Origin of the sequence: Spiroplasma endosymbiont of Acasis viretata (assembly GCF_964031275.1) — a bacterium.
Lineage (GTDB): Bacteria > Bacillota_I > Bacilli_A > Mycoplasmatales > VBWQ01 > Spiroplasma_E > Spiroplasma_E ixodetis_A.
The window spans coordinates 670,286-690,873 of the sequence record NZ_OZ035019.1 but is presented as its reverse complement, the minus strand read 5'-3'; the positions used below and the strand labels follow the sequence as shown (position 1 = coordinate 690,873).

The window sequence follows — 20,588 nt, the reverse complement described above, 5'->3', positions numbered from 1 at the left end:
ATGAAACAATTACTAATCATTTTAAGTACATTAACAACATTAACTTTAACAAATGGTAGTATTATTAATACTATTGATGATACTAGTACTACCATTAATAAATTATTAGCAAATAAATCATCAATAAGTGATTCTGTAACTTCATTATTTAATAATCAATATGGTTATTTAAATGATAGTGATATAATAACTAATCAATCAATAACTGATCATAAATATTATAGTTATGATGGTGGTTGGCCCTTAATTACTGGACCATTTTTGATATAAAATTCTAAATTTTAATTTGTAAAATTGGTGGTTTTAGAAATTTAGAATGTATTCTTTCATAATTATAAAACATAACATATTGATTTACATCATTTATAGCTTCATTGATGGATAAATATTGATTTGATCCTTTAGGTAGTCATTCTTGAGATAAATGAGAAAATCAGTTTTCAGATAATACATTACCACCAATATCATAAGGTTGTTTTTTGCTTAAAATTATTTGTTTATCCTCTGCTCATTTTGTGATATCTTGACAATAAAATTCGTTGGCGTTATCTGAATGTAAAATAACATTTTTTATTTGATTTCAAGAAAATTGTTTGTTGATTTTTTCAAGAGCAGGAAGAATTAAATCCTGATATGATTTATTAGGAGCAATATTATAACTAACAACATTATTTGAATAAAAATGGTGGTTGGCCCTTAATTACTGGACCATTTTTGATATAAAATTCTAAATTTTAATTTGTAAAATTGGTGGTTTTAGAAATTTAGAATGTATTCTTTCATAATTATAAAACATAACATATTGATTTACATCATTTATAGCTTCATTGATGGATAAATATTGATTTGATCCTTTAGGTAGTCATTCTTGAGATAAATGAGAAAATCAGTTTTCAGATAATACATTACCACCAATATCATAAGGTTGTTTTTTGCTTAAAATTATTTGTTTATCCTCTGCTCATTTTGTGATATCTTGACAATAAAATTCGTTGGCGTTATCTGAATGTAAAATAACATTTTTTATTTGATTTCAAGAAAATTGTTTGTTGATTTTTTCAAGAGCAGGAAGAATTAAATCCTGATATGATTTATTAGGAGCAATATTATAACTAACAACATTATTTGAATAAAAATCAATAATTACAAAAAGATATAATCATCCTTCTTTAGTATTTATTTGTTTAGTGTCCATTGATCAAATTTGATTTGAAGAGGTTGTACTTTTATAATCTTTGTTTACTTTATCCATTGTAGGTATTCACTTATTTGGATTTTTTTTGTTTTTAGGATAGTTATTTTTAGTTTGTTTTAATCCTTGAATATTGTGTTCTTTCATAATTTTTCGCATTTGTTTTATTGATAATTCTATATTTAAAATGATATTTTTTTCTTGTTTTAATCACTCTTTAAAAGCTGAAAAAATTCTTAAATATCCATAAATTCTGCCTTTTCTTGTAGAATGAAATTCGATTAAAAGTTGGCATATTTTTTGATATTTATGATTGCATTTAATAATATGATTTTCTTCTTTTTTAATAGGTTTTTGTTTATTTTTTAAAAAGTAATATGTTGATCTGTTTAATTGAAGATATTGACATAGGTTTCTAATTGAATATTGATTTTTACAATCATCAATAATTTTAATTTTTTCTTTGATATTTAATTTGTTAATTACTAATGCTATTTGTTTAATTTTATCCATTAATAAAAATCCTTTCAGGTTAAAATTAGTGTTAATTATATAAGAACCTGTTTAAAATCTTTTCAATAAAATTGAAATAAAGGCAAGAACAACCATTTGTAAGCTAGTATTTAATTTTTTTTCACAATTTTTTCATAATCTTCTGCATTTTTCTAATCATGCAAAACTTCGTTCTACAAATCATCTTTTTGGTAATACTACAAAAGAATGTAATTCATTACGTTTTATAACTTCAACATTTGCATTTGTAATTGTTTTAATTTTAGAAGCAAATTTTTCACCAGTATAACCAGCATCTACTAGTATTTTTTGAACTGCAGAAAGATTCTCTTTTTCATTTTCAATCATTATTATAGCACTATTACGATCTGTTTTTTCTGCTGTGGTTATGTAAATTGCATGTGGTAAACCTTGAGAATCAACAGCAATATGACGCTTTATTCCTGAAATCTTTTTACCAGCATCATAACCTTTATTTTTAGTAGTATCTGTATTTTTAACACTTTGTGAATCAATTATACAAAAACTAGTTTGTTCTTTTCTACCATTATTGATACGAAATGCCTTGACTAATTTTTTTTAAAACTAATTGTAATACACTAGGTTCTTTATCATTATTTTTACTTCAAGCTTGAAAATAATAATATACAATTTGTCATTTTGGAAAATTTTTTGGTAACATTCTTCACTGGCAACCACTTTTTAATACATATAAAACTGCACAAAATACTTCATATAAATCTAAACTTCTTGGTTTAGTTCTCTTTTTAGTATTTTCTAAAATTGATTTTATATTTTCAAATTGCTCTTTGCTAACATTACTAGGATAATTTTTACACATATATACCTCTTATTTTAAAATATATAATCATTTTATCCTATTCTCTAAAAGATTTTAAACAGGTTCTTAGATAAATTTCATTTAGTTAAAAAATTATATGTTGGAATTATTGCTGGAAATAAAGGAAAATATTGAGATGAATATAATATTTGTAGAAATTTTATTGAAAATGGTCAATATGATGAGTTAATAAAATATATGAATGAAATATTAAAAAACCATAAAAAATTAAAAAAACAATATTTTAAAAATAATAAACAAGGTATTGAAAATCAAGGTGCAAAGTGAAATATAGGTTGTTTTACAGAAGGTAATATTTGACATATTTTAAAAGAAATGCTTGGTAATAGAACTTATAACGAGGCTTTTATGTAATCTGTGTATCTTTGTTTTACAAAGTACTAGTTTAGATTAATTCTATCTTCAAATTTTATCATAAAATGAGCAATTGCTGTATTTCAATTTTGAATGGGCATTGTTCATTTTTTTGTTATATTTTCAATTGCTAAGTAAAATATTTTGAAAACTGCCATATCATTTGGAAAAACTTTTTTATTTCTGATGACTTTTCGTAATTGACTATTTACAGATTCAATAGCATTTGTAGTATAAATCACTCTTTTGATTTCTACTGGATAACTAATAAAAACCATTAAATTATCTCAATTTTTATATCAAGATTTAGCAATTTGAGGATATTGTTTATTTCATTTACTTTCAAAGGATTCTAAAGCCTGCATTGCTTGTTCTTCACTACATGCAGTATAAATTGGTTTTAAATCTGCAACTAGAGATTTTCTATGCTTATATGAGACATATTTCAAACTATTTCTAATTTGATGAACTATGCATAATTGATGTTCTGTTTTAAGATAAACTGATTGTATTGCTTCTGACATGCCTGTTAAATTATCACTGCAGGCAATAAGAATATCGAGGCTTTTATGTAATCTGTGTATCTTTGTTTTACAAAGTACTAGTTTAGATTAATTCTATCTTCAAATTTTATCATAAAATGAGCAATTGCTGTATTTCAATTTTGAATGGGCATTGTTCATTTTTTTGTTATATTTTCAATTGCTAAGTAAAATATTTTGAAAACTGCCATATCATTTGGAAAAACTTTTTTATTTCTGATGACTTTTCGTAATTGACTATTTACAGATTCAATAGCATTTGTAGTATAAATCACTCTTTTGATTTCTACTGGATAACTAATAAAAACCATTAAATTATCTCAATTTTTATATCAAGATTTAGCAATTTGAGGATATTGTTTATTTCATTTACTTTCAAAGGATTCTAAAGCCTGCATTGCTTGTTCTTCACTACATGCAGTATAAATTGGTTTTAAATCTGCAACTAGAGATTTTCTATGCTTATATGAGACATATTTCAAACTATTTCTAATTTGATGAACTATGCATAATTGATGTTCTGTTTTAAGATAAACTGATTGTATTGCTTCTGACATGCCTGTTAAATTATCACTGCAGGCAATAAGAATATCATTTAAGCCACGATTTTTCATTTCTGTTAAATTTGCTAATCAAAATTTAGCACCTTCATTTTCACTAATTCATAAACCTAAAACATCTTTTTTACCTTCTAAATCAACTCCTAAAGCTATATAAACTGATTTATTAATAATCCTTTTATCTTGTCGTACTTTCACTACTATGCAATCAAAATAAACAATCGGATAGACACTTTCTAATGGTCGATTTTGCCATGCTTTTACATCATCAATAACATCATCAGTAATTTGGCTAATAACACTTTCACTAATATCAGCACCATGATATAACTCTTGTAATTGCATTCTAATATCTGATAATGTCATACCTTTTGCATATAAAGAAAGAACTTGTTGATCAAAACCATCAAATCTTCTTTGTCTTTTTGCAACTATTACAGGATTAAAATTACTATTGCGATCTCGTGGTACATCAATCTCAATTTTACCTTGTTGAGTTATTAATTTTTTTGAACTTATACCATTACGAGCATTGTCACTATTACTATGTTGATTCTTATCATATCCTAAATAATTTTGCATCTCAGAATTCAACATTTTTTCTACTAATCTTTTTGTTAATTCTTTATACAATCCTCCCTCTTTAAAAACTGTTGTTAAATCTTCAGTATTTTCTAATAATAAATCTACTGCTTTTGATATTGGATCATTATTATTAATATTTTGCTTTTTAGCCATCTGTAACTCACTCTTTCTAGTCATTTAATTATATTTACTAGAATTAATTAAACATAGTTATTTTTGTAAGTGCCACTTAGCCCTTTTTACTAGACCATTAATTTAAAAAACCTGAATGTATTCTAAAAACAATTGTGTTATATAATTAACACTAATTTTAACCTGAAAGGATTTTTATTAATGGATAAAATTAAACAAATAGCATTAGTAATTAACAAATTAAATATCAAAGAAAAAATTAAAATTATTGATGATTGTAAAAATCAATATTCAATTAGAAACCTATGTCAATATCTTCAATTAAACAGATCAACATATTACTTTTTAAAAAATAAACAAAAACCTATTAAAAAAGAAGAAAATCATATTATTAAATGCAATCATAAATATCAAAAAATATGCCAACTTTTAATCGAATTTCATTCTACAAGAAAAGGCAGAATTTATGGATATTTAAGAATTTTTTCAGCTTTTAAAGAGTGATTAAAACAAGAAAAAAATATCATTTTAAATATAGAATTATCAATAAAACAAATGCGAAAAATTATGAAAGAACACAATATTCAAGGATTAAAACAAACTAAAAATAACTATCCTAAAAACAAAAAAAATCCAAATAAGTGAATACCTACAATGGATAAAGTAAACAAAGATTATAAAAGTACAACCTCTTCAAATCAAATTTGATCAATGGACACTAAACAAATAAATACTAAAGAAGGATGATTATATCTTTTTGTAATTATTGATTTTTATTCAAATAATGTTGTTAGTTATAATATTGCTCCTAATAAATCATATCAGGATTTAATTCTTCCTGCTCTTGAAAAAATCAACAAACAATTTTCTTGAAATCAAATAAAAAATGTTATTTTACATTCAGATAACGCCAACGAATTTTATTGTCACGATATCACAAAATGAGCAGAGGATAAACAAATAATTTTAAGCAAAAAACAACCTTATGATATTGGTGGTAATGTATTATCTGAAAACTGATTTTCTCATTTATCTCAAGAATGACTACCTAAAGGATCAAATCAATATTTATCCATCAATGAAGCTATAAATGATGTAAATCAATATGTTATGTTTTATAATTATGAAAGAATACATTCTAAATTTCTAAAACCACCAATTTTACAAATTAAAATTTAGAATTTTATATCAAAAATGGTCCAGTAATTAAGGGCCAACCACCCCAACCACCGCCAACCACCCAGTAATAACTTTTAAATAAGAAAAATAATAATTTAGAAAATAAGTTATTATTTTGTATAATAGTTTGTAAAGTATAAAATAATTATCAAAGAAGGTTATTATGAAAAAAAATGTATATATATTAAAAAAATTAGATGACACTAATACTCTTGCCAAAATAATTGGTAAAATTGCTAAACCAAATTTAATTTTATTATTAAATGGTCCGCTTGGTAGTGGTAAAACGCAAATTGCTAAATTAATTGGTAATTTACTTGGAGTTAAAAATATTATTAATTCACCAACTTTTATTATTTGAAATAAGTATCAAACTAAATATGAATGAAATTTAATTCATATGGATGCTTATCGTTTAATTAATCCTCATTTAGAAGAATATTATGAAATAATGATGAATAATTTTATGATAATTGAATGATCAGAAAGATTAAAAATTAATTTTAATAATTATTCATATATTGCTATAGATTTTAAAATTATTGATATTAATAGTAGACAAATAGTTATTAATACTAATCTTCTTACGAAAGAGGAAGAAAAGTATTTATTTGACGCATTAAAAAAAATATAGAATTTTATTTATAAAAAAAGTAGGAAAAATCCTACTTTTTTTATACTTGTATATGAAAGTAATTAAGCATAATGCTATTAATAGTACTTTGACTAATTAAGCCAAGTTTTTGAAATTGTTTTAATACTTCTAAAGTATAGTTATTATCATCAGCAGGATAATAATTATTTAAACCTCAAAGCAAACCAGCAAATAATACTAATGAACCAATAGCAATTGGATTAAAAGCATAATACACAGTTATTTTACGATTATGATATCCGATTAAAGAAGCAAATAATCATCCTGTGACAAAAGCAATCATTCAATATAATAATGTCACTACTTGTTGATCAGTTATAAATCAAAATATTAACATTAATAAAATAGTTGTAAAGAAACGACTCATAATTGGAGTTTTAAATAATTTATAATTTCAAATGAAAGGTAACATTGCTCCTAATGAAATTACAGGAAAAACTCAAAATCCTGACATGATATTAATATTATCAACAACACTTTGTAAAATACCAGTTAGAATCATTGCACCAATTCAAATGAAAATTGCTTTTCATCATCCATAAAATCCTTCAACAAATCTGCCAACACGATAAAAAATTCAAAGTGAAAATATTAAATTAATAGGAGCTGAAGGATTTATATCATTACCAGCAAATGGATAAATTAATCACCTTCAATATTGATAAGCACCAAATATTAAGTTATGATAATTGGCACCAAAAAGCAAATGTTGTTTTTTATAATCTAATGCTAATCAATCATCTTGACTAAGATTTATAATTACTAGAAAAACAACAAGTGTAATAATAGGAATTATAAAAAGAAATCAGGTAACTGCCAAATTAGCATTAGTACATTTTTTTAATGTTTCGCTTAAGTAACGACGATTTTGAAAATTAACTTTTTTTCAATTATCACTTAAAGTTCCAGTACTATTATCTTCATTAGTCTCTTCATTATTTTCAGTTTCAGTTTCAAGTTGGGGTAAGTCTACCTTAATAAATTTAGTAATACTAGGATAAAATTTAGATAATTCTTGAACAATTTTATCACTAGTAGCAATAATAACATCAACTGCTGGTGACATTCGATTTTCGTTTTGGTTATCATCATTTAAGATAACCATTAAATAACGAATATCTTTAACACCTTCATCTGCTAATTGTTTATGTAAAATTTCATAAACTTCATCTTTGTTTTTTAAATGGTGAGGATTAAAATTATTTTCTTTAATAATTTTAATGATATGATAAGTATTAGTATCTTTATTAGTTAGATATACTTCACCTTTAACATGTAGTTTTAATTCTTTAGGAACATTAAATGGTCGATAATCTTGATGACTAATAAAATAATCAACTAATTGTAAACCTAAAATATCTAGAATATTATCATCCATTATTTAACACTTTCCTTTCGTAATAATTGTAATTTATTTTCAAAAAAATCAGGTAAATTACATTCAAAAGTCATAACTTTTTTAGTTGTGGGATGAGTAAAAGTAATGACTTTAGCATGTAAGTATTGTCCAATATTAGCATTTTCCAATTTAAACTTGCTGTATAAAGGGTCATTTACAATTGGATGTTCAATTCACTGAAAATGAACACGAATTTGGTGTGTTCGGCCAGTTTCTAATTGACATTGAACTAAAGTATAGTCTTTAAATCGCTCAATAACTGTAAAATGAGTAGTTGCTTTCTTACTATTTTGTTCATTGACCATCATTTTTAGACGATTATTATTGCTTCTAGCAATAGGTGCTTTAATCGTTCCTGATCTACCTTTAATTGTACCATGAACTAATGCAATATAAATTCGTTTAATTTCATGTTTTTGTAATTGTTCTGCTAAAATATGATGACTAATTTTATTTTTAGCTACTAATAATAATCCTGTCGTTTGTTTGTCAATACGATGAACAATGCCTGGACGTAAATTATTTTCTTCAATATTTTCAATTTTAGACTGGAATAATAATCCGTTAACTAAAGTATTATCTCAATTACCTGCTCCTGGGTGGACAACCAAATTATTAGGTTTGTTAATAACAAGAATTTCATTATCCTCATAAACTATTTCAAAATCAATTGCAGTTGTTTTTAAAGTGTTATCTTTGTCATTTTTAATAATAATATTTATTTCATCATTATTTTTTAATAATAAGTTAGCTGATGAAATAGTTTTATTATTAACTATTACTTGCCCATTAGTGATTAAATTTTGGATAAAATTTCGTGAATAATGATGTTCTGTTAATACCATTGCTAAATATTTGTCGATGCGGATATTTTTGTTTTCATGATATTTTAGTTTTATCATCTTTTGATTTTCTGTCATTGATGATTGTTGTAAATGTTCCATTGTTGACTTCATTATTGTGTTCTCCAAACTTTTCTTGATAGGCATTAATTATGGTTCCAATAATTATTTGTAGAATAATAATTGTGATACCAATGGTAATGAATATATCCGCAGTATTAAAAATAGTATATGGTTGGAATAGTTGTCATAATAAAAAGTCAATAACACCACCTTTGTGTAAAAATCTATCTGTTAAATTACCGATTGTTCCTGCAATAACAAAACTGAGACATAGTGCTCTGTTAATAGATTTAGTAAATAATAGTCAGGTGCTACTAGCAATTGCTACTAGAAAAGCAAAAGTTATTAGAAAGATTCTTTGATTTTGAAAAAAACTAAAAGCAGAACCATAATTAATAATAAATTTTAAATTAATAAATCCGGGTATGAATTTATATTCTTCACCAGCTTTTATTCCATTTTGTACTGCTAATTTTATCATTTGATCAGTGATAATTAGAATAATAATTACGCAAAAACAAATTATTTTAGTTAATCATTTTCAATCACGTGTTTTTAAATGATTTTTAATTGCTAATCAAGAAAATTCCATAATTACTTCTTTCTAAACTAATATTAGTTATTTACATTATTAATGATAACACTTCAAAACAACGATTACAAACATCTTCTTTTGTTTCATTAACAATTAATCAACAGCGAGGACATTTAGTACCATCTTTTGTTTTAACATTAATAGTTCAATCATTAACGTTGCTATTATTATAATTAATATTAACTTCACTAACAATTAATAATTGTGCTAATTCTTTTTCATCAATTGTTGATAAGATATTATGATTATCTTTAAAAATAATATTTACTATTGTTTCTAGGGCTGTTTTAACAATTTTGTCTTTTTTAGCTTGTTCAATAACTTTATTAACTTCATTTTTAAAGTTAATAAAATATTCTCATTTTTCCATTAGTTTTGTTGGTTTGTTTAAATTTCATGGTTGTGGAAATTTTTTTAAATGAATAGAATCACTGCTTGTGTTTAAATCTTTTTTAGTTAAACTTTGGAATGCTTCTTCAGTAGTGTGTGGTAAAATAGGGGCTAATAAACCAATTAAAGTTTTTACTATTAAAAACATTGTTATTTGTACTTGTTTTCTTCTAATGTCTTTTTTGCTATTAACATATAAAATATCTTTAGTAAAATCACAATAAAAAGCAGACAAATCATTAGTAACAAAATTTAAAATTAAATGATAGATAGTATTAAATTGGTAAGTTTGATAATTTTCATTAATTTTAATCACTAATCCGTTTAATTTATTTAAAATATATTGATCAACTTCTGATAAACTATTAATAATTTCTTCTTCTGTTTTATTTTCAATAGTTTTGATATCTAAATCAAATAAATTACCTAGTAAGAAACGAAAAATATTTCTGATTTTACGATAGTTTTCACTAACTTGTTTTAAAATTTCAGTACCAATTCTTGTATCATCAGTAAAATCAACACTGGCTACTCATAATCGTAAAATATCAGCACCATTAGTATCACAAATTGATTTAACACTAATAACATTACCAATTGATTTTGACATTTTATTGCCTTTAGCATCAGTTACAAAACCATGTGCTAACAAGTTTTTATATGGACTACTATTATTAGTAATAGTTCCTGTTGTTAAACTTGAATTAAATCAACCACGAAATTGATCATTACCCTCCAAATATAAATCTGCTGGTCAAGGTAAATTATTATTTTTAATAACTGCTAAGTGGGAAACACCACTATCATATCAAACATCCATGATATCTTGTTCTTTATAAAAAATACCATTTGGGCTATCTTTATGTTGATATTTAGGTGGTAATAAATCTTTTGCTTCTTTTTCAAATCAAATATTTGAACCATGTTTAGCAAATAAATCAGCCACATGATTAATAAGGTTTATATCCATGATTGGTTCTTTTTTTTCAGTGTAAAAAATTGGAATTGGTAATCCTCAAGCACGTTGACGAGAAATGCATCAATCATAGCGATTATTTGTCATTAATAACATTCTTTTTTTTGCTCATTCAGGAACAAAATTTACTTTATTAATATTTTTAGTAAGTAATGGTTTGATTTTTTCAATAGCGATAAATCATTGTAAAGTAGCACGATAAATAACGGGTTTTTTAGTTCGTCAATCATGTGGATATTGATGTTTAAATCATTTCATACCAATTAATGTACCATTATTTTTTAAGCGCTCAACAATAATTTTATTAGTATCATCATAAAACTTATTGACTAATTGTTCATCATTGATTTCTGCTGTAAATTGACCTTGATCATTAATTGGACAAAGAATTTTGATATTATGTTTTAATCCTAAATCAAAATCTTCTTCACCAAACGCTGGAGCAGTATGAACAATTCCAGTTCCATCATTTATAGTAACATGAGAACCATGAACGATTGGGGTTTTTCTTTGATATAATGGATGTAATGCTGTTAATCCAATTAAATCTTTACCAGAAATTGTTTTAACAATTGTAAAATCGGTGATGTTGTTTGCTTTAGTAAAAGAATCAATCAATGGTTGTGCAATAATATATTGTTGTTCATTAGTCTTAATAATACTATATGTAAATTCTTCATTTACTGCTAACATTTGATTGCTAGGAATGGTTCATGGTGTTGTTGTTCAAATTACTAGTGAGGTAGGTAAGTTAAATATTTTTTTTTCATCATTTAGTAAAAAGGCAACATAAATAGCAGCACTAGTTTTTGTTAAATATTCAACTTCAGCTTCAGCTAAGGCACTTTCACTTGATGGTGATCAATATACAGGATATAAATTACGATATACTAGTTTTTTTTCTACCATTTTAGCAAAAACTTTAATTTGTTCAGATTCATATTTTTTATCATAAGTAACATAATGATCTTCAAAATCTGTTAGTAATCCTAATGTTTTAAATTGATTAATTTGATTAGCAACTTGCAGTTCTGCATATTTTTGACATTGTTTTCTAAAATCTGATACTGATATTGTTTTACGATTAATTCCTGAGTTAGTAACTGCTGTTTCAATAGGTAAACCATGCGTATCTCAACCTGCAATATAGGGTGCATAATAATTGCTACTATTATAATAGCGAACAATAATATCTTTTAAAATTTTATTTAATGCATGTCCTAAATGTAGATCACCGTTAGCATATGGAGGTCCATCATGAAGGATAAAAGTTTTCGTAGATTTTTTATTTTTGTTAATTAGTTGTTGATATATTTTTTGGTCTTGTCAATATTTTTGTAGTTGTGGTTCTTTTATAGTTAAATTAGCACGCATTTCAAAGTTAGTTTGAGGCATTAATAATGTATCTTTATAGTTTTTATTCATGTATATTATTCTCCTTTAAAATAACAAGTTTTATTTGTACTAATTATTCTTTTTTATTCTTAAATCATTATACTAGTAATTACTTGAAATTTGTATAATATTTACTTTATTTTAATAATAAGATTTTATAAAACTTAAAAGGGTGGTTGGCCCTTAATTACTGGACCATTTTTGATATAAAATTCTAAATTTTAATTTGTAAAATTGGTGGTTTTAGAAATTTAGAATGTAGGTGGTTGGCCCTTAATTACTGGACCATTTTTGATATAAAATTCTAAATTTTAATTTGTAAAATTGGTGGTTTTAGAAATTTAGAATGTATTCTTTCATAATTATAAAACATAACATATTGATTTACATCATTTATAGCTTCATTGATGGATAAATATTGATTTGATCCTTTAGGTAGTCATTCTTGAGATAAATGAGAAAATCAGTTTTCAGATAATACATTACCACCAATATCATAAGGTTGTTTTTTGCTTAAAATTATTTGTTTATCCTCTGCTCATTTTGTGATATCTTGACAATAAAATTCGTTGGCGTTATCTGAATGTAAAATAACATTTTTTATTTGATTTCAAGAAAATTGTTTGTTGATTTTTTCAAGAGCAGGAAGAATTAAATCCTGATATGATTTATTAGGAGCAATATTATAACTAACAACATTATTTGAATAAAAATCAATAATTACAAAAAGATATAATCATCCTTCTTTAGTATTTATTTGTTTAGTGTCCATTGATCAAATTTGATTTGAAGAGGTTGTACTTTTATAATCTTTGTTTACTTTATCCATTGTAGGTATTCACTTATTTGGATTTTTTTTGTTTTTAGGATAGTTATTTTTAGTTTGTTTTAATCCTTGAATATTGTGTTCTTTCATAATTTTTCGCATTTGTTTTATTGATAATTCTATATTTAAAATGATATTTTTTTCTTGTTTTAATCACTCTTTAAAAGCTGAAAAAATTCTTAAATATCCATAAATTCTGCCTTTTCTTGTAGAATGAAATTCGATTAAAAGTTGGCATATTTTTTGATATTTATGATTGCATTTAATAATATGATTTTCTTCTTTTTTAATAGGTTTTTGTTTATTTTTTAAAAAGTAATATGTTGATCTGTTTAATTGAAGATATTGACATAGGTTTCTAATTGAATATTGATTTTTACAATCATCAATAATTTTATTAATTTTGTTTAACTTTTTTCTTTGATATTTAATTTGTTAATTACTAATGCTATTTGTTTAATTTTATCCATTAATAAAAATCCTTTCAGGTTAAAATTAGTGTTAATTATATAACACAATTGTTTTTAGAATACATTCAGGTTTTTTAAATTAATGGTCTAGTAAAAAGGGCTAAGTGGCAAGTGGCAATAAACTAAATTGTTATTTCTCTTCACAAAAACAGAAATCACAAAAAAATTTATTTGAAGACATTAAAACAAAAGTGAATAATATAGACTCTATTTCTGCAACTATTCAATATTTATTTGTTGATTTCTTTTTTTAAATCAAATTATTATCAAAAATATATAAAATTAAAAAGGTTTTATTTTTTTTAGTAAATAAAACTAAAAAAAACTTTATTTTAGTAGTATAATAAAAATACTTACTTAGTTAAGGGTAAGTAAATATTCATTGCGGTTGGCACCTAACAGTGAATAGGAGTTACCAATAATGGTAACTCTTTTATTTTAAATAATTATTATATATCTCAAAATTTAATAATATTTAAATTATTTATATAATAGACTTGGTGCAAAACCTTTAATTTTAATAATTTAACGGTTATTATTAATATCAAAGGTGATAATTATTATGTTAAAAAAATACAAAGATGAACAAGAATTTTATAGTTTAGTGGGAATAAAACTACAAACATTTCAAAAAATGGTTGAAATTTTAAAAAAAGCTGAAGTAATTAAAAAAGCAGTTGGTGGTAAACCTAATAAATTATCAATAGAAAATCGTTTATTAATGACATTAGAATATTGAAAAGAGTATAGTAGTTATAGAGTTATTGCAAAAAGATATAATATTAGTCATACTAGTTGCATTCGTAATATTTTTTGAATTGAAAATACTTTAATAAAAAGTGGAATTTTTAATTTATCTGGCAAAAAAGATTTAATCAAAAATAAAGGAATCAATAATAATTTACTAGCTATTGATGCTACTGAAACTCCAATTGAAAGAATTAAAAAAAACTAAAATTACTTTTTTCGGGTAAAAACAAACATCATACTCTTAAATCGCAAATAATTATTGATATTTTAAATGGAAAAATTATTTCAACCGCTTTTTGTTTTGGAAGCATTCATGATTTTAAATTACTTTTAAAATCTAAAACTTTTATTCATCTAGAAAAACAAGTTTTTGTTGATTCAGGTTATCAAGGAATACAAAATATTCATAAAAATACATTTTTGCCATTTAAAAAAAGTAAATACAATAAATTAATACCAATTCAAAAAGAATACAATAAAACTTTAAGCAAAATTAGAATTAAAATTGAACACGTATTTGCTAAACTAAAACGTTTTAAAATTTTAACTTTAAAATATCGCAATAAAATACGAAGATTTGCATTAAGATTTAATTTAATAGCAGGAATATATAATTTTGAATTACCTTAGTTTTGCACCAAGTCTAATATAAAAAATTAAAAGTTGGTTATTTTATTAATGCAAAAGATGGTGTATTAAACCAAGCATTAGTTGAAAATATTGGTTGCTTTACTGAAACTAATATTAAACAAATTTTAAAGCATATGATTGGTGATAGAACTTATAACATTGATATGTATACAAAAATGGTTAATTTTAAATGCTATCAAATAAATACTGCCATGTTATTATAAATTAAAATAAAAATCCCTAATTAAGGGATTTGCCTAAGAACCTGTTTAAAATCTTTTCAATAAAATTGAAATAAAGGCAAGAACAACCATTTGTAAGCTAGTATTTAATTTTTTTTCACAATTTTTTCATAATCTTCTGCATTTTTCTAATCATGCAAAACTTCGTTCTACAACTCATCTTTTTGGTAATACTACAAAAGAATGTAATTCATTACGTTTTATAACTTCAACATTTGCATTTATAATTGTTTTAATTTTAGAAGCAAATTTTTCACCAGTATAACCAGCATCTACTAGTATTTTTTGAACTGCAGAAAGATTCTCTTTTTCATTTTCAATCATTATTATAGCACTATTACGATCTGTTTTTTCTGCTGTGGTTATGTAAATTGCATGTGGTAAACCTTGAGAATCAACAGCAATATGACGCTTTATTCCTGAAATCTTTTTACCAGCATCATAACCTTTATTTTTAGTAGTATCTGTATTTTTAACACTTTGTGAATCAATTATACAAAAACTAGTTTGTTCTTTTCTACCATTATTGATACGAAATGCCTTGACTAATTTTTTTTAAAACTAATTGTAATACACTAGGTTCTTTATCATTATTTTTACTTCAAGCTTGAAAATAATAATATACAATTTGTCATTTTGGAAAATTTTTTGGTAACATTCTTCACTGGCAACCACTTTTTAATACATATAAAACTGCACAAAATACTTCATATAAATCTAAACTTCTTGGTTTAGTTCTCTTTTTAGTATTTTCTAAAATTGATTTTATATTTTCAAATTGCTCTTTGCTAACATTACTAGGATAATTTTTACACATATATACCTCTTATTTTAAAATATATAATCATTTTATCCTATTCTCTAAAAGATTTTAAACAGGTTCTTATTTTTAAGAAGTGAATATATTTTATTTTTTTTCAAATAAATTTCAAATAAAAATAGAACAAATTTTAATTTAAACTAAAAATCATAAAAAAATATATTTTATATTTAAAAAAATATTTTGAATGTTATAATAGTACTAAATATGGATTAATTTGCATATATTATATAAAGCAGGGGTGGCATTGCCTGAGAAATACCCTATAACCTGATCTAGTTAGTACTAGCGGAGGGAGACTTTATTTTTTATATTTTAAAAAATGATAACTCCTTTTTGTTATGTAAGATAAATTAAAGGAGTTATCATTTTATTATGTTTAAAGAACAACTATTAACAACTATCAATTATAATAAAATTAAAAGCAAACTGGGGGTAGGAATGTTAATTAAAGCATCAGCCATTTTTAGTTTAATTACTCTTTTAACATTAACAGTTATTATTAGTATTTTACCTGCTAGTAGTATTAATCACTTTTTTAAAGTTACTACTATTATTGGTTGACAATTTTATAGCAGTAAAATTTATTTAATATTAATTCTTTGTTTATTATTAATTTCAGCAATTTTATTATCTGTTATTACATGAACAGTTAAAATAGAAGATATGCATAAAAATATTGTTATTTTTACATTACTATCAATTTTTAGTATCAATCCCATTGCATTAATTTTTAATTGAATTAAACATTATCAATGACAAAAAGAAGAAACTTTTGCCATTTTAAAAACAAGATGATGAACTAATTTTAAATTTGCATTTGGTATTAAACGATGATTAGTTATTGATTATACAATTATTGGTTTATTTACTGGTGTAACTATTGCTTGTGCTTTTATTGAACAAAATTTATTACCAAAAATGCCATACGGCGGCGGTATTGCTATTAAATATATACCTTTAATGGTTATTAGTTATATTATTGGCTTTGCAGGTGGATGATTAACGGGTATGATTAGTGCTTTAATGTCATTATTATTTATTGGTGGTGGTTATGTTATTAATGCTTGAAGTTATTTATTAGATTATTTTTTGCCAATGACAACGCCCGCTATTATTTCATTATTACGTTTTAATTTAAAAGCTGATAAATCAATTTTTACTTATATTAATTATTTTTTACATTGTTTTTTAGTTTGTTTAATTATTTATTTTTGACAAACAATAGCAGGATATTTTATTTGATCACAAATTACTAATGCTGACGGAAGTAAAAATATTTGATCAGGATTTAATCCTCTTTTTTACTCATTAGTTTACAATTTTATTCATATTTTTTTGTTTACTTATCCAATTATGCAATTAACAATACCTTTTATTTATCGTGGTTTAGTTAGTCACTATGTAGAAAGATATCGTTAGAATAGTAATTGTAATTACTATTTCTTTTTTAAATAGCGTTATAATATTAATTGATAGAAAGGGTGATTATAATGAAAAATGATGAAATAATCAAAGAAGATATTATTATTATGGATGGTGATATTAAATTAATGAATAAAGCATTAAATGAGAAAAAGGTTGTATTAGCAGCAATTGAATTAGGAAAACATGCTCAACATACAATTGATATTGGTTGATCTGAACATTTTCAAGCATATGCTAAATTAAAAAGTACAACTACTACTGGTACTTGTTTTTGTAAAAAACCAGCAACTCATTTAGTTTATTTTTGGCGATAATAAGATAATATAATTTTTAAGTAATTTAATTAACTACTAGATGAGAATTAAAAATAAATTCTTTATCTAATTGATTTTGATATTCTGGATTTGTTATTAATCTTTGTTTTAGTTTTGGTTTATAATAAGTAAAATAAATAATAGTAGCAATTATAATAAATACTCAAAACATTAAAAACTTAATCGCAATTGCAATTAATATGAGGTGGTTGGCCCTTAATTACTGGACCATTTTTGATATAAAATTCTAAATTTTAATTTGTAAAATTGGTGGTTTTAGAAATTTAGAATGTATTCTTTCATAATTATAAAACATAACATATTGATTTACATCATTTATAGCTTCATTGATGGATAAATATTGATTTGATCCTTTAGGTAGTCATTCTTGAGATAAATGAGAAAATCAGTTTTCAGATAATACATTACCACCAATATCATAAGGTTGTTTTTTGCTTAAAATTATTTGTTTATCCTCTGCTCATTTTGTGATATCTTGACAATAAAATTCGTTGGCGTTATCTGAATGTAAAATAACATTTTTTATTTGATTTCAAGAAAATTGTTTGTTGATTTTTTCAAGAGCAGGAAGAATTAAATCCTGATATGATTTATTAGGAGCAATATTATAACTAACAACATTATTTGAATAAAAATCAATAATTACAAAAAGATATAATCATCCTTCTTTAGTATTTATTTGTTTAGTGTCCATTGATCAAATTTGATTTGAAGAAGTTGTACTTTTATAATCTTTGTTTACTTTATCCATTAGACTTGGTGCAAAACCTTTAATTTTAATAATTTAACGGTTATTATTAATATCAAAGGTGATAATTATTATGTTAAAAAATACAAAGATGAACAAGAATTTTATAGTTTAGTGGGAATAAAACTACAAACATTTCAAAAAATGGTTGAAATTTTAAAAAAAGCTTAAGCAATTAAAAAGCAGTTGGTGGTAAACCTAATAAATTATCAATAGAAAATCGTTTATTAATGACATTAGAATACTGAAAAGAGTATAGTAGTTATAGAGTTATTGCAAAAAGATATAATAGACTTGGTGCAAAACTAAGGTAATTCAAAATTATATATTCCTGCTATTAAATTAAATCTTAATGCAAATCTTCGTATTTTATTGCGATATTTTAAAGTTAAAATTTTAAAACGTTTTAGTTTAGCAAATACGTGTTCAATTTTAATTCTAATTTTGCTTAAAGTTTTATTGTATTCTTTTTGAATTGGTATTAATTTATTGTATTTACTTTTTTTAAATGGCAAAAATGTATTTTTATGAATATTTTGTATTCCTTGATAACCTGAATCAACAAAAACTTGTTTTTCTGGATGAATAAAAGTTTTAGATTTTAAAAGTAATTTAAAATCATGAATGCTTCCAAAACAAAAAGCGGTTGAAATAATTTTTCCATTTAAAATATCAATAATTATTTGCGATTTAAGAACCTGTTTAAAATCTTTTCAATAAAATTGAAATAAAGGCAAGAACAACCATTTGTAAGCTAGTATTTAATTTTTTTTCACAATTTTTTCATAATCTTCTGCATTTTTCTAATCATGCAAAACTTCGTTCTACAACTCATCTTTTTGGTAATACTACAAAAGAATGTAATTCATTACGTTTTATAACTTCAACATTTGCATTTATAATTGTTTTAATTTTAGAAGCAAATTTTTCACCAGTATAACCAGCATCTACTAGTATTTTTTGAACGGTGGTTGGCCCTTAATTACTGGACCATTTTTGATATAAAATTCTAAATTTTAATTTGTAAAATTGGTGGTTTTAGAAATTTAGAATGTATTCTTTCATAATTATAAAACATAACATATTGATTTACATCATTTATAGCTTCATTGATGGATAAATATTGATTTGATCCTTTAGGTAGTCATTCTTGAGATAAATGAGAAAATCAGTTTTCAGATAATACATTACCACCAATATCATAAGGTTGTTTTTTGCTTAAAATTATTTGTTTATCCTCTGCTCATTTTGTGATATCTTGACAATAAAATTCGTTGGCGTTATCTGAATGTAAAATAACATTTTTTATTTGATTTCAAGAAAATTGTTTGTTGATTTTTTCAAGAGCAGGAAGAATTAAATCCTGATATGATTTATTAGGAGCAATATTATAACTAACAACATTATTTGAATAAAAATCAATAATTACAAAAAGATATAATCATCCTTCTTTAGTATTTATTTGTTTAGTGTCCATTGATCAAATTTGATTTGAAGAGGTTGTACTTTTATAATCTTTGTTTACTTTATCCATTGTAGGTATTCACTTATTTGGATTTTTTTTGTTTTTAGGATAGTTATTTTTAGTTTGTTTTAATCCTTGAATATTGTGTTCTTTCATAATTTTTCGCATTTGTTTTATTGATAATTCTATATTTAAAATGATATTTTTTTCTTGTTTTAATCACTCTTTAAAAGCTGAAAAAATTCTTAAATATCCATAAATTCTGCCTTTTCTTGTAGAATGAAATTCGATTAAAAGTTGGCATATTTTTTGATATTTATGATTGCATTTAATAATATGATTTTCTTCTTTTTTAATAGGTTTTTGTTTATTTTTTAAAAAGTAATATGTTGATCTGTTTAATTGAAGATATTGACATAGGTTTCTAATTGAATATTGATTTTTACAATCATCAATAATTTTAATTTTTTCTTTGATATTTAATTTGTTAATTACTAATGCTATTTGTTTAATTTTATCCATTAATAAAAATCCTTTCAGGTTAAAATTAGTGTTAATTATATAACACAATTGTTTTTAGAATACATTCAGGTTTTTTAAATTAATGGTCTAGTAAAAAGGGCTAAGTGGCAAGGGCAAG

Annotated in this window: 22 protein-coding genes, 2 pseudogenes and 1 riboswitch; of the genes and pseudogenes, 9 read left to right on the top strand and 15 right to left on the bottom strand. The window is 23.7% G+C overall.

Annotated features, from left to right (window positions below; all coding sequences use genetic code 4):
* Window positions 1-270, top strand: a complete 270-nt coding sequence (locus tag AAHM96_RS03875; RefSeq protein ID WP_342273626.1) for a hypothetical protein — start codon at window positions 1-3, stop codon at window positions 268-270.
* Window positions 271-727: 457 nt separating this feature from the next.
* On the opposite strand, the gene AAHM96_RS03870 is transcribed toward AAHM96_RS03875, so the two are convergent.
* Entirely contained in the window at window positions 728-1,705 is a 978-nt protein-coding gene (locus AAHM96_RS03870) for an IS3 family transposase (RefSeq protein WP_342272797.1), read from the bottom strand.
* A 51-nt stretch (window positions 1,706-1,756) separates the two neighbouring features.
* Window positions 1,757-2,546 (bottom strand): IS5 family transposase gene (locus tag AAHM96_RS03865; RefSeq protein WP_425288764.1). Its coding sequence is split into 2 segments (ribosomal slippage): window positions 1,757-2,284 and window positions 2,286-2,546, totalling 789 coding nucleotides; the frame shifts between segments, so codons are not numbered across the junction.
* 198 nt (window positions 2,547-2,744) lie between these two features.
* Between AAHM96_RS03865 and AAHM96_RS03860 the strand changes: the two genes are divergently transcribed.
* Window positions 2,745-2,921 (top strand): hypothetical protein, encoded by a 177-nt coding sequence (locus AAHM96_RS03860; protein WP_342273624.1) that lies wholly within the window; start codon window positions 2,745-2,747, stop codon window positions 2,919-2,921.
* A 26-nt stretch (window positions 2,922-2,947) separates the two neighbouring features.
* On the opposite strand, the pseudogene AAHM96_RS03855 reads toward AAHM96_RS03860, so the two are convergent.
* A pseudogene (locus tag AAHM96_RS03855) lies at window positions 2,948-3,481 on the bottom strand (IS256 family transposase); the annotation flags it as partial.
* Window positions 3,482-3,522: 41 nt separating this feature from the next.
* Entirely contained in the window at window positions 3,523-4,761 is a 1,239-nt protein-coding gene (locus tag AAHM96_RS03850) for an IS256 family transposase (RefSeq protein ID WP_342273710.1), read from the bottom strand.
* Between the two features lie 180 nt (window positions 4,762-4,941).
* Between AAHM96_RS03850 and AAHM96_RS03845 the strand changes: the two genes are divergently transcribed.
* Window positions 4,942-5,919, top strand: coding sequence for an IS3 family transposase (locus tag AAHM96_RS03845; RefSeq protein ID WP_342272762.1), 978 nt, complete (start codon window positions 4,942-4,944; stop codon window positions 5,917-5,919).
* A 163-nt stretch (window positions 5,920-6,082) separates the two neighbouring features.
* A complete protein-coding gene (gene tsaE, locus AAHM96_RS03840) occupies window positions 6,083-6,553 on the top strand; it encodes a tRNA (adenosine(37)-N6)-threonylcarbamoyltransferase complex ATPase subunit type 1 TsaE (RefSeq protein ID WP_342273623.1) in 471 nt (156 codons plus the stop codon).
* 40 nt (window positions 6,554-6,593) lie between these two features.
* Here the strand turns inward: tsaE and AAHM96_RS03835 are convergent, their stop codons facing one another.
* The 5 genes from AAHM96_RS03835 to AAHM96_RS03815 form a co-directional block, all read right to left on the bottom strand.
* Window positions 6,594-7,952: a rhomboid family intramembrane serine protease gene (locus AAHM96_RS03835; protein WP_342273622.1), complete on the bottom strand. Its 1,359-nt coding sequence runs from the start codon at window positions 7,950-7,952 to the stop codon at window positions 6,594-6,596.
* The gene (locus tag AAHM96_RS03830; protein ID WP_342273709.1) at window positions 7,952-8,818 is read right to left on the bottom strand and encodes an RluA family pseudouridine synthase; all 867 of its coding nucleotides are present in this window, start codon (window positions 8,816-8,818) and stop codon (window positions 7,952-7,954) included. The genes AAHM96_RS03835 and AAHM96_RS03830 overlap by 1 nt, the downstream gene beginning before the upstream one ends.
* The gene (lspA, locus tag AAHM96_RS03825; protein WP_342273621.1) at window positions 8,763-9,470 is read right to left on the bottom strand and encodes a signal peptidase II; all 708 of its coding nucleotides are present in this window, start codon (window positions 9,468-9,470) and stop codon (window positions 8,763-8,765) included. Before lspA ends, AAHM96_RS03830 begins: the two co-directional genes overlap by 56 nt.
* A gap of 31 nt (window positions 9,471-9,501) precedes the next feature.
* The gene (gene ileS, locus AAHM96_RS03820; RefSeq protein ID WP_342273620.1) at window positions 9,502-12,264 is read right to left on the bottom strand and encodes an isoleucine--tRNA ligase; all 2,763 of its coding nucleotides are present in this window, start codon (window positions 12,262-12,264) and stop codon (window positions 9,502-9,504) included.
* 274 nt (window positions 12,265-12,538) lie between these two features.
* Complete coding sequence (locus AAHM96_RS03815; RefSeq protein ID WP_342272751.1) at window positions 12,539-13,162, bottom strand: DDE-type integrase/transposase/recombinase; 624 nt, start codon at window positions 13,160-13,162, stop codon at window positions 12,539-12,541.
* A gap of 472 nt (window positions 13,163-13,634) precedes the next feature.
* Between AAHM96_RS03815 and AAHM96_RS03810 the strand changes: the two genes are divergently transcribed.
* The 3 genes from AAHM96_RS03810 (at window position 13,635) to AAHM96_RS08490 (ending at window position 14,910) form a co-directional block, all read left to right on the top strand.
* The gene (locus AAHM96_RS03810) at window positions 13,635-13,784 is read left to right on the top strand and encodes a hypothetical protein (protein WP_342273619.1); all 150 of its coding nucleotides are present in this window, start codon (window positions 13,635-13,637) and stop codon (window positions 13,782-13,784) included.
* A gap of 308 nt (window positions 13,785-14,092) precedes the next feature.
* The gene (locus tag AAHM96_RS08495) at window positions 14,093-14,485 is read left to right on the top strand and encodes a helix-turn-helix domain-containing protein (RefSeq protein WP_425288763.1); all 393 of its coding nucleotides are present in this window, start codon (window positions 14,093-14,095) and stop codon (window positions 14,483-14,485) included.
* Between the two features lie 2 nt (window positions 14,486-14,487).
* Window positions 14,488-14,910 (top strand): transposase family protein, encoded by a 423-nt coding sequence (locus AAHM96_RS08490; protein ID WP_342273704.1) that lies wholly within the window; start codon window positions 14,488-14,490, stop codon window positions 14,908-14,910.
* Between the two features lie 269 nt (window positions 14,911-15,179).
* Here AAHM96_RS08490 and AAHM96_RS03800 read toward each other — a convergent pair.
* A protein-coding gene (locus AAHM96_RS03800) for an IS5 family transposase (protein WP_342272742.1) occupies window positions 15,180-15,969 on the bottom strand; the annotation gives its coding sequence in 2 pieces (ribosomal slippage) (window positions 15,180-15,707 and window positions 15,709-15,969; 789 coding nt in all).
* Window positions 15,970-16,199: 230 nt separating this feature from the next.
* Window positions 16,200-16,287, top strand: a riboswitch (TPP riboswitch).
* A 126-nt stretch (window positions 16,288-16,413) separates the two neighbouring features.
* Here AAHM96_RS03800 and AAHM96_RS03795 point away from each other — a divergent pair.
* Together AAHM96_RS03795 and AAHM96_RS03790 are read left to right on the top strand one after the other, a co-directional pair.
* The gene (locus AAHM96_RS03795) at window positions 16,414-17,394 is read left to right on the top strand and encodes an energy-coupled thiamine transporter ThiT (protein WP_342273618.1); all 981 of its coding nucleotides are present in this window, start codon (window positions 16,414-16,416) and stop codon (window positions 17,392-17,394) included.
* A 71-nt stretch (window positions 17,395-17,465) separates the two neighbouring features.
* Window positions 17,466-17,714 carry a hypothetical protein gene (locus AAHM96_RS03790; RefSeq protein ID WP_338975120.1) on the top strand — a complete coding sequence of 83 codons (249 nt, stop codon included), beginning with the start codon at window positions 17,466-17,468 and terminating at the stop codon, window positions 17,712-17,714.
* Between the two features lie 25 nt (window positions 17,715-17,739).
* Here the strand turns inward: AAHM96_RS03790 and AAHM96_RS03785 are convergent, their stop codons facing one another.
* The 5 genes and pseudogenes from AAHM96_RS03785 to AAHM96_RS03765 all read right to left on the bottom strand — a co-directional run bounded on the left by AAHM96_RS03785 (window position 17,740) and on the right by AAHM96_RS03765 (window position 20,470).
* The gene (locus tag AAHM96_RS03785) at window positions 17,740-17,886 is read right to left on the bottom strand and encodes a hypothetical protein (RefSeq protein ID WP_342217804.1); all 147 of its coding nucleotides are present in this window, start codon (window positions 17,884-17,886) and stop codon (window positions 17,740-17,742) included.
* A 75-nt stretch (window positions 17,887-17,961) separates the two neighbouring features.
* A complete protein-coding gene (locus tag AAHM96_RS03780) occupies window positions 17,962-18,486 on the bottom strand; it encodes a DDE-type integrase/transposase/recombinase (protein ID WP_342273617.1) in 525 nt (174 codons plus the stop codon).
* A 302-nt stretch (window positions 18,487-18,788) separates the two neighbouring features.
* Window positions 18,789-19,226 (bottom strand): transposase family protein, encoded by a 438-nt coding sequence (locus AAHM96_RS03775; protein ID WP_425288762.1) that lies wholly within the window; start codon window positions 19,224-19,226, stop codon window positions 18,789-18,791.
* Window positions 19,186-19,449 (bottom strand): annotated as a pseudogene (locus AAHM96_RS03770) (transposase); the annotation flags it as partial. The pseudogene AAHM96_RS03770 and the gene AAHM96_RS03775, both read right to left, overlap by 41 nt.
* 43 nt (window positions 19,450-19,492) lie before the next feature.
* The gene (locus AAHM96_RS03765; RefSeq protein ID WP_342272797.1) at window positions 19,493-20,470 is read right to left on the bottom strand and encodes an IS3 family transposase; all 978 of its coding nucleotides are present in this window, start codon (window positions 20,468-20,470) and stop codon (window positions 19,493-19,495) included.
* Window positions 20,471-20,588 lie beyond the last annotated feature (118 nt).